Here is a 9,660-nt window from a genome sequence, read left to right as displayed (position 1 = left end):
CATTTCATGCCCGGATAGAGCTATCGAAACAGCTCGCGTCCATAAGTGAGCCTGTATGCTAACACCAATGTGGTCAAAAATCGATCCGCCTTAATCGTGGCGGTGGATTTGGGTTGCCACCATTCATTGTAATATCATTTTCTCTATGCTATTCTAATTTAGATGACAACCTGCCTGCAGCAAAAAACATTTCGCCTGGGAACTCTGCTAGCGCGAGGTGTGAAATGATATTGCCATCATTGAAAAAATTATCCCCCGGCAAGACTAGAATTTTCTTGGCCCGGGCTGCTCTCTTTTTCATCCTCTCCATTGGGCTCCTGGCCCTGTGGTCAGCCGCTGCTCTGGCTGCTGCTACAGTAAGCTTGCGCAGTACTCCGAAACTGCTCACAGACGAAGACGTTGACCGGCTGGTGCAGCACTATCATTTTTATGACAGTCGCCGCAATCCGACCGGCAGCTTTGCCAACCTTTTTTCCTCTGTCACCATTGGCGATGACCGGGTTGTGATCGACAAAGCCACAGGTCTCGTCTGGCAGCAGTCAGGGTCTGCCAAATATATGGACCACCAGGGAGCTCTGGCATACATTCAGACTTTAAACGAGGAGAGATATGCCAATTGCAGCCACTGGCGGCTACCAACCGTGGAAGAGTTGGCTTCACTCCTGGAGGAAAAACCTCTCACAGGGAAGCTCCATGTGGATCCAGCCTTTGCCGCCCACCAGGCCTGGTGCTGGAGCAGCGACTATCGTGGCCAGGGATTCTCTTATCTCGTCAGCTTTTATCACGGCAGCATTGACTGGAAATTCGATTGCGATCTGGTGTTTGTCCGGGCCGTGACCTCGGCAGCATTGTTTGAGAGCCGCGGCCAAGCAGCCACTTCTTACATGTTGCCACCTCCGACAGGGCCCACCTACACCAACAGCATCGGCATGAAATTCGTCCGCATTCCTGCTGGCAGCTTCATTATGGGGAGTCCCGAAAGTGAACCCGGCAGAAACCAGGATGAGGGGCCGCAACACCTGGTAAAGCTCTCTCATTCTTTTTATCTGGGGGCAACCGAAGTGACTCAACGGCAATGGCAGGAAATCATGGGAGCCAATCCTTCTCGATTCCGAGGACCCGATTTGCCGGTGGAAAATGTCTCCTGGGAGGATTGCCAGGAATTTATCCGCCGACTGAACGAACGGGAGCACACCCATCGCTATCGCCTGCCCACAGAAGCAGAATGGGAGTACGCCTGCAGGGCTGGCAGTTCCACCAGGTTCTGTTTCGGTGATGACATGGGGCCAGGAGCCAGGAAGGATCCCTTGCGGTTCTACTTTGGTGATGAGGGAGGCATGCTCGAGGCCTACGCCTGGTATGGCAATATTGCTCGCAATCGTACCCACCCGGTGGCCCAGAAAAAGCCGAACAGGTGGGGGCTCTTCGACATGCACGGCAACGTGGCCGAGTGGTGTGCGGATTGGTACGGCCCTTACAAGCCGGGGCAACAGCTCGACCCTCGAGGACCGGCCCAGGGAGAACGGCGTGTGCTTCGCGGCGGCGGCTATGGCTTCGGCAGTTGGAGTGTACGTTCCGCACGCAGGGATGCACAACCACCGCAGGGCCACTTCTGCCAGTGGGGCCTGCGGCTTGCTATGGATGCAAAATAACGGCTGCTGTGTTCTGCTACTTATCTGCTGACTTCACATGTGTTTCTTCAGTTCAGCATCAATCATAGTTTTAAAAGCGGCAAAATTTCTGCCCTTCAACTGCTTGCCATTAATAAATACGGTGGGAGTTCCACGGATACCTGCCTTTATTCCGTCCTGTATATCCCGGGCGATGAGATTCTGAATGGCAGGATCTTTCCTGTCCCTGTTGAATTCTGTCATGTCAAGGCCAAGTGCAGTGGCGATTTCTTCGATTTTCGCCTCATTCAAGCTGCGATAGTTTTCGAACAGCTTCTCGTGGAACTGGGCAAATTTCCCCTGGACATTGGCTGCCATGGCAGCTGCTGCTGCCTGCATGGCATATCTGTGCATGCGGAGTGGAAAGTTTTTGAATACCAGCTTCACTTCCCTGGGATAGGTCTCCAGCACCTGCTGGAGCAGCGGCTCGAGCCGCGCACAGTACGGTCACTGATAGTCGCCGAATACCGCTATAGTCACGGGGGCATTCCTCTCACCCAGAAAGGGCAGGCCGGACACGTCAATGTCGTGGATTACTGCCAGCTGGATAATCTTGACGGCTTTTCCAGTGCGGCTGCTGAGAATAAGGGTATTGTCTTTGGCAGAGTACGCCAGTCTGTCGAAACCCTTGTCAACCGGAATGCTGTTTATTACTTTGCTCTTTGAAGCAGAGTAGACCAGGACTTCCCCCGGCGACAGAATGAAAATCCAGCGGCCGTCCTTTGATGGCGAAACGTCGAGCGGAGAACTTTTCACATTTATGAGTTTCTTGCTGCTCCACTCGATATTCTCAGCAGATACCGAAGCCACGCCGGCAAAATACAACACGAGGCTTACAACCAAACTGAGCATGAGGAATTTTTTCTTCAAATTAATTTCCCCCTTTCTTGTTATTGCGTTTTTCTGCGTTTCATTTCGCGGCAAAATGTCGCTCCCACAGCAGGCAGTAAGCACTGGGCACAACATGAATCGCGCCCCTGAAAGGATTCGTGCAATAGGGCTGGTCGCGGTTAGAGAACCGCTTCTACCGAGTCGTCCCCTATAACTGATAACCGACAACCATTATGGCGGATCCCGCCAGATTTCCAACATGGTCAGGTCATCTGCAGCCTGGGCATTGCCGCGCCATTCATTGATCTCGGCCAACAGGATCTTTCCGTAAGGGGGCTTTTTGACCCTTGTCAAATACTCTGTTAAACCAGACATGCCAAACAGCTGGCCCTCTTCGTTTTCTGCCTCGGTCACACCGTCTGTAACCAAAAGGATCGATTCCCCTGGCGACAGCATGATCTCCTTCTTTTCGTACCTGGCATCAGGCACCACCCCCAGGGTCATACCCTCTATGTGGGGCACTTCTATAAGTCCATCTCCCGCAACCCACACTGGCGGCAAATGGCCGCCGCGGGCAAGCTCCATTTTTCCCGATTCCGGCCAGTACCTGCCAACAACGATGGTGGCGAAAAAGCCTTCCTTGGCAAGCAGATCATACATGTCGTTATTGACCACCTCCAGCAGCTCATCCACCTCCTCGTGCGTCTGGCCTTCGTCCCGGAGCTTGGTCCAGAGCGCCACCATCACCAGGGCAGCAGCCAATCCTTTATCCGAGACATCAGCCACGTACACAAGCCAGCTGCCGTCGTTTTTGGGTATAATGTCGTAGACATCGCCTCCGACAAATGCGGCAGGAACCGATACGCCCCAGACGTGACTTCCCATGCCGAACTCGGGAAGTTTGGGCCAGAATAACGCCTGAATCTGCGATGCTGCTTCAAGCTGGACCTCCAGCTTTTGCTGTCTCAGACGTGCTTCGAAAATCCTGGATCTGACAATCGCAGTACTTGCCAGATTGGCAAAACACTCCAGCACTTCCTCGTCTTCTTGCTCGAAGGTCGGCTTCTCCTTCGAATTGATGACATTTATGACTCCCAGCAGCTCTTTGCCGTAGACCAGGGGAACACTGAGAAGATTACGCGTTACAAATCCTGTACACTTGTCTGCCTGTACCGAGAACCTGGGATCATTTCTGGCATCTTTGACAATGACAGATCTCCTTTGTTGGGCAACCCACCCGGCGATTCCCTCTCCCATTTTGAGCCGCACAGATTTTTTCAGAATCTCGGCTGCCTCTTCCCCCAAAACTTCATCCCTGGCACAGGCGAACTCCAAGATATCCTGTTTGGGGTCATAGCGCATGTAAGAAGCTGCCTCTGCGTTGGTCACATTCCTGGCAAGATCAAGAAGCATCGGCAGCAGAGTTTCGAGAGATTCCATGTCTGCCACGCACTGGTGCGCTTCAATCAACCTTTTCAGCCGTCTGGGAACCTGAGACTTGCCTGATCGAGAGATGCTTTTTCTCATAGTAACCCCTGCTAAATCGACCTGCTAGGGATAGGCTACCACTGGCGAAGGGTGATGCAGGAAACAAGCCATAATGAGCTTTCTCAGCCTCTGCCAGTATGATATGGCGATATTCTCTATCCAGCAAAAAAGTCTGAATCTGTTTTTGTAACATATTCCTTGCTCATAGTTCCACATGTTCTTTTGCGAGCCCCCATTTATTGGCGCACTCCGGTCGCAACTCAAAAGACAAACTCATAATACTCTTTGAACTCGCTTTTCTTTACTGCCAGGGCGCAGCAATCTCTGTCTAAAAGAGAATTCCGGAGGCTGTCAGAAATCCTGAGTTCACTAACAATTTGTTAGCCGAACGCCATCCGCTCAACAGAAATCATCATGTTCCACTGAAAAAATTCTGGCATAATATACACCGCTGTGTCTAATATTTCATCCAGGCAATGATTTTACCACCTTGGACTTGAGGAACAGTAGCAATCCATGAGATAATTTGCAAAAAAGTACTGATGGGTGTTGGATGAATACTTTTGGCATTACTCACAAGGGGTTGGTGCGGACAAAAAATCAAGATCGCTTCTTTGTGCAAGAATTTCCTGACGGCTCTGTTCTCCTTGCTGTTGCCGATGGTCTCGGGGGACAGGAGGGCGGAGACCGCGCCTCGGCCATTGCCAAAGAAAGCCTTCACAATTTTGATCCTGCCCTGGAAGATATCGGCCGTCATCTGGTAGAGTTGATGCGGCTGGCGGATGAGGAAATTCGTCAGACTGCAGAAAATGAACCCCAGCTGAAGGGAATGGGCACCACCATGACGGCTGCCTACGTACGGCAAGACACAGTGTACTGGGCTCATGTGGGAGACAGCAGACTCTATCTTTTTCGACAAGAGCTGCTCTCACAAATAACCGAAGACAACACCATGGCAGGGTTTCTCCTGGCTGAAGGACAATTGACCAAGGAAGAAGCTAGAGTCCATCCGGGCAGGATGTTCCTTTTTGAATGTGTCGGCTGCGGTGATTTTGAAGTAGACACAGGACAATTCCGCATTAAGGACGGAGATCTCTTGCTGTTGTCCACGGATGGTCTTCACGACGAGGTCCCAGAAAGCATTATCGTCTCTCTTTTAAAGACAAAAGACAGCCTCGAGAAAAAGCTCGCAGCACTCGTCAACGCTGCCCTGAACAGAGGAGGCAGCGACAACATCGCCATTGTCGGTCTGGAAATGTGATTCGTTCTTCTCCAAGAAATATGGCAAGAGGCGAACTGACAACGAAACAAGCGGGGAGCGCGCTACTTATGAAAAAGGCACTGATTACCGGGATAACAGGGCAGGATGGGGCCTATCTTGCCGAGTTCTTGTTGAAAAAAGGATATCTAGTCCACGGGATAAAGCGAAGATCTTCATCCTTCAACACCGCCAGAGTCGACCATTTGTATCAAGACCCCCACGAAAAAGACGTGCGGTTCTTTATGCACTATGGAGACCTGACGGACGCCACCAATCTGATTCGCATCATCCAGGAAGTGGAGCCAGATGAAATCTACAACCTTGGCGCACAGAGTCATGTGAAGGTGTCCTTCGAAACGCCCGAGTACACGGCCAATGCCGACGCCCTCGGCACCCTGCGTTTGCTCGAGGCCATCCGCATTCTAGGAATGGAACAGAAAACCAAATTTTACCAGGCTTCTACCAGTGAAATGTACGGCAAGACAAGGCAGGTACCTCAGAACGAGTCCACGCCATTCTACCCGCGCAGCCCTTATGGGGCCGCCAAGGTCTATGCCTACTGGATTACCATAAACTACCGTGAATCTTACCAGATGTTCGCCTGCAACGGCATCCTCTTCAACCATGAATCACCCATCAGAGGCGAGACCTTCGTCACCAGGAAGATCACCCGAGGCGTGGCCAGAATCAAGTTCGGCTTGCAAGAAAAGCTGTATCTGGGGAATTTGGACGCCAGAAGGGACTGGGGCTACGCGGCAGACTACGTGGAGGCCATGTGGCTCATGCTGCAGCAGCCACAACCGGATGATTACGTGATCGCCACAGGTGAATCTCATTCCGTCAGAGAGTGTGTGGAGAAGGCCTTCAAACTGGTAGATATGAACATCCACTGGGAGGGAAGCGGCATCGATGAGATAGGCAGGGATTCCCACACAGGCAAAGTGCTGGTGGAGGTGGACCCCCGCTATTTCAGACCAGCAGAAGTTGACTTTCTCCTGGGAGATCCCTCAAAAGCTCACAAGAAACTGGGGTGGAAAGCAACAGTTTCTTTCGATGAACTCATAAAGATCATGGTAGAAGAAGATCTCCTGGAGGCAGAAAGAGACAGGCTGGTGGAAGATGCTGGCTACCGCACCTTTCAACAGAATGATTAAGAAATGGGGGTAGAGCTATCAGTTATCGAAGAATGGCTCAGGGCACAAGGCGCAAGGCTCACGGTAACTTGTTAGAACGCGATGTTCGACGTTACCGAAAAACGAAACGGGCCTCGTAGCCGTGGCCCGAACTGTGGGAGCGGCATCTTGCCGCGAAAACAACTGTGATGAAAAATGGAAATTGATGCCAAGATTTATGTGGCGGGGCACCGCGGCCTGGTGGGCTCGGCTATAATGAGAAAGCTCCAGGAACTTGGGTATGAGAACCTTGTCTACCGCACCCGCCAGGAGCTTGATTTGTTGAACAAGGAAGACGTGGAGGCTTTTCTTGCTGCCGAACGTCCGCATTACGTCTTTCTCGCAGCAGCAAAGGTTGGCGGCATTCTGGCAAATGCCACCTATCCCGCTGAATTCATCTACCAGAACCTGCTCATCCAGACTAATGTCATCCACGCCTGCTACCGCTATGGAGTAAGAAAACTTTTGTTTCTGGGAAGTTCCTGCCTCTACCCCAAGCACTGCCCCCAGCCAATGAAAGAGGAACACTTGCTTTCCGGACATCTCGAGCCGACCAATGAGCCTTATGCAGTGGCAAAAATTGCCGGCATTAAAATGTGTCAATCTTATAATCGCCAGTACGGCACCAACTACATCGTGGCCATGCCCACCAATCTTTACGGCCCGAATGACAACTTCGATCTGCAGACCTCTCATGTGCTTCCTGCCTTGATAAGAAAATTTCACGAAGCCAAGGTCAGTGGCAAACACGAAGTGGTCATCTGGGGCTCTGGTATGCAGAGAAGAGAGTTCTTGTATGTGGATGATCTTGCGGACGGTTGTGTGTTTTTGATGAATGAATATAACGACTCCGAAATCATCAATATAGGCACCGGCAGTGATGTCAGCATACGGGAATTGGCCGAATTGATAGCACGTATCGTGGGCTTTCGAGGAAGTCTTTTCTTTGACACCAGCAAACCTGAGGGTACCCCGGTCAAACGGTTGGATGTCTCCAGAATGACAGCTTTAGGATGGCGGGCCACAATACCTCTAGAAGAAGGCATTGCGAGAACTTATCGATGGTATACTCAACACACAGGCAGCCATTGAGGTCTCTCCTGTTTGTCTGAGGAGCAAATTATGGCAGAGTTCAAGGACCGCAGACGCCATGTCAGAAAGACCCTGCCAAAGCCTGAAATCAGCATAATCGAAACTATCGAGCCTCGAGACAGCGCAGCGCCAACAACCAGGCATGGCCGGACAATTCTTGTCTATCTTGTCAATGCGAGCAGCGAGGGTCTTTGCCTGGAATCCTCCTACAATCTACGCCCGGGCACCCTTTTCGAGATGCAATTCAGACTTCCAGACCAGGCCGGCTGGCAAGGCTTCATTGGCAAAGTGGCCTGGTCCAAGGAAAAGCCACAAAAGCCGGACCACTACCTGGTAGGCGTGCGTCTGCTGCAGCGAACTTCACCTGAAAGAGACGCTCTGCGCCACCGCGACGTCCTCAAACAGAAGCTGCACACCTCCGACCTGGATTTTCTCCTCCGTACCAGCGTCCTGGATCTCATCCCGCATGAGGCCAGGTGTAATTTTCTCAATTCTATGACTCCCGTGCGAATCCGGGCGGGAAGCCGCTTTATCAAGCAGGGCGAAGAGGGCGACAGATTTTACATCATCCAGGAAGGCTCCTGTGTTGTCAGAGTTCAGAAAAACGGCTCATCGCATGACATTGCCCGTCTGAAGGCCGGGGACATAGTGGGCGAGATCGCCCTGCTCACCGGAGAACCGAGGACAGCCAGCGTGGATGCGGAAACTGACATGATCCTCTGGACATTGACCAGGGAGCAATTCGATGCCCTCTGCGAGGAAAATCCAGATCTTCTCGACTTCCTCACAGAACTTGTCACTTTCAGATTTACCACGGAAAAAGTGACGGCGAACAGGATGATAGGTAAATACTTGCTCCAGGAGATCATTGGCCGCGGCGGCTGGAGCATTGTCTATCGGGGCATGCACACCCAGCTGCACATGCCCGTAGCTGTGAAAATGCTCAAGCACGACATGGCCATGAATCAGGAATTTGCTGAAAGATTTCAGAACGAAGCCAGGATCATTGCCACCCTGAACCATGAAAACATTGTCAAAATATATGACATCGAACATCTATTCAGGACTATTTTCATCATTATGGAGTATCTCGAAGGCATGTCCCTGGCTTATGTACTCGAAAGAATGCCGAAGCTGGCTCTGTCGAGAATAGTGGATATTGTTCTCCAGGTGTGCACAGGACTTGCCTATGCCCATGAGCAGGGAATTGTTCATCAAGATATAAAGCCTGCCAATATCTTCCTGCAGGCGGATGGAGTCACCAGAATCGTCGACTTCGGTTTGTCCTGCCCCCCGGGGACGGTAGACTGCACCTTGCCAGGTACTGTTTACTACATGTCTCCCGAACAGATTCAAGGCGAGCCCGTAGACGAACGTACTGATATCTATTCACTGGGCATCATGGTGTACGAAATGGTCACGGGCCAGAGGCCATATCCGGAGGACGACATCCCCACCCTCATGGACCTCCACGTAACAGAAGACGTCCCTGATCCCCGAGAATTGATACCGGACCTGCCCAGGGAACTGCACTACTTCATCACCCGGGCCACCAGGCGAGATCCTTCTGAAAGATTTAAAACAGTCTGGGAAGTGCTCCGTGATCTGCAACCCTTCGCTGATAGACTCGGGATAGAAAGGCGCCCTGTTCGCAAGGGCCGCAGGAAAGTGATGAGTATGCAGCTGTTCTACCGGGAGGATCAGCAGGCGGATCTCACCGCGCTGCTGGAAAAGTTCAGCAGTGAGGCCAGGGAGCTGGGAGTGGATATTTCAATAGACGAAAGGAAGGATGGATAGGGCGGCTTTTCGAGTTGCGAGTTGCCAGGTGCGGGTTGCAAGCTTATTGGCTTACTTGGGTTTATTGGGTTTCGCGTTATCGGTTATCGCTTATTGGGATCAATCAAGGTGCAGCGTACAGCCTGTGTTTAGTGCTTACTGCCTGGTGAAGCCGTCAAGCGGCTACGCCAACGAAGCCTGTATCGGTAACGGCTCAGGGTAACGAAGAATGACTAGCTAGCCGATTGACGTAACTCACAGACGAAACGGGCATCGTAACCGCTTCCGTAGCCGTGCTTCTACAAAGGCTGCTCTGAAATCTCTCTGTCCACGTACTGGGAAAGCATTTCGGCGATTTTGCTGGGCGGCC

Annotated in this window: 8 protein-coding genes; 5 read left to right on the top strand and 3 right to left on the bottom strand. The window is 51.8% G+C overall.

All coding sequences use genetic code 11. The features are described 5' to 3' along the window. Nucleotides 1-224: 224 nt before the first annotated feature. Complete coding sequence (locus tag JRI89_15015; protein ID MBW2072550.1) at nt 225-1,652, top strand: SUMF1/EgtB/PvdO family nonheme iron enzyme; 1,428 nt, start codon at nt 225-227, stop codon at nt 1,650-1,652. A 33-nt stretch (nt 1,653-1,685) separates the two neighbouring features. On the opposite strand, the gene JRI89_15010 is transcribed toward JRI89_15015, so the two are convergent. The 3 genes from JRI89_15010 to JRI89_15000 all read right to left on the bottom strand — a co-directional run bounded on the left by JRI89_15010 (nt 1,686) and on the right by JRI89_15000 (nt 4,028). After that, nucleotides 1,686-2,081: a thioredoxin domain-containing protein gene (locus tag JRI89_15010; GenBank protein ID MBW2072549.1), complete on the bottom strand. Its 396-nt coding sequence runs from the start codon at nt 2,079-2,081 to the stop codon at nt 1,686-1,688. Between the two features lie 36 nt (nt 2,082-2,117). Then, nucleotides 2,118-2,540, bottom strand: coding sequence for a hypothetical protein (locus tag JRI89_15005; GenBank protein ID MBW2072548.1), 423 nt, complete (start codon nt 2,538-2,540; stop codon nt 2,118-2,120). A 192-nt stretch (nt 2,541-2,732) separates the two neighbouring features. Further along, nucleotides 2,733-4,028, bottom strand: coding sequence for a SpoIIE family protein phosphatase (locus tag JRI89_15000; GenBank protein MBW2072547.1), 1,296 nt, complete (start codon nt 4,026-4,028; stop codon nt 2,733-2,735). A 514-nt stretch (nt 4,029-4,542) separates the two neighbouring features. On the opposite strand from JRI89_15000, the gene JRI89_14995 reads away from it, so the two are divergent. The 4 genes from JRI89_14995 to JRI89_14980 all read left to right on the top strand — a co-directional run bounded on the left by JRI89_14995 (nt 4,543) and on the right by JRI89_14980 (nt 9,311). Continuing rightward, nucleotides 4,543-5,250 (top strand): serine/threonine-protein phosphatase, encoded by a 708-nt coding sequence (locus tag JRI89_14995; GenBank protein ID MBW2072546.1) that lies wholly within the window; start codon nt 4,543-4,545, stop codon nt 5,248-5,250. 68 nt (nt 5,251-5,318) lie between these two features. After that, nucleotides 5,319-6,404: a GDP-mannose 4,6-dehydratase gene (gene gmd / locus JRI89_14990; protein MBW2072545.1), complete on the top strand. Its 1,086-nt coding sequence runs from the start codon at nt 5,319-5,321 to the stop codon at nt 6,402-6,404. A 174-nt stretch (nt 6,405-6,578) separates the two neighbouring features. Further along, nucleotides 6,579-7,514, top strand: coding sequence for a GDP-L-fucose synthase (locus JRI89_14985; GenBank protein MBW2072544.1), 936 nt, complete (start codon nt 6,579-6,581; stop codon nt 7,512-7,514). A gap of 30 nt (nt 7,515-7,544) precedes the next feature. After that, a complete protein-coding gene (locus JRI89_14980) occupies nt 7,545-9,311 on the top strand; it encodes a protein kinase (protein ID MBW2072543.1) in 1,767 nt (588 codons plus the stop codon). Nucleotides 9,312-9,660 lie beyond the last annotated feature (349 nt).

The sequence above is a fragment of the Deltaproteobacteria bacterium genome (genome assembly GCA_019309045.1).
Lineage (GTDB): Bacteria > Desulfobacterota > Syntrophobacteria > BM002 > BM002 > JAFDGZ01.
Note: the sequence above shows the minus strand (reverse complement) of the source record. Positions and strands in the feature narration are given on the sequence as shown.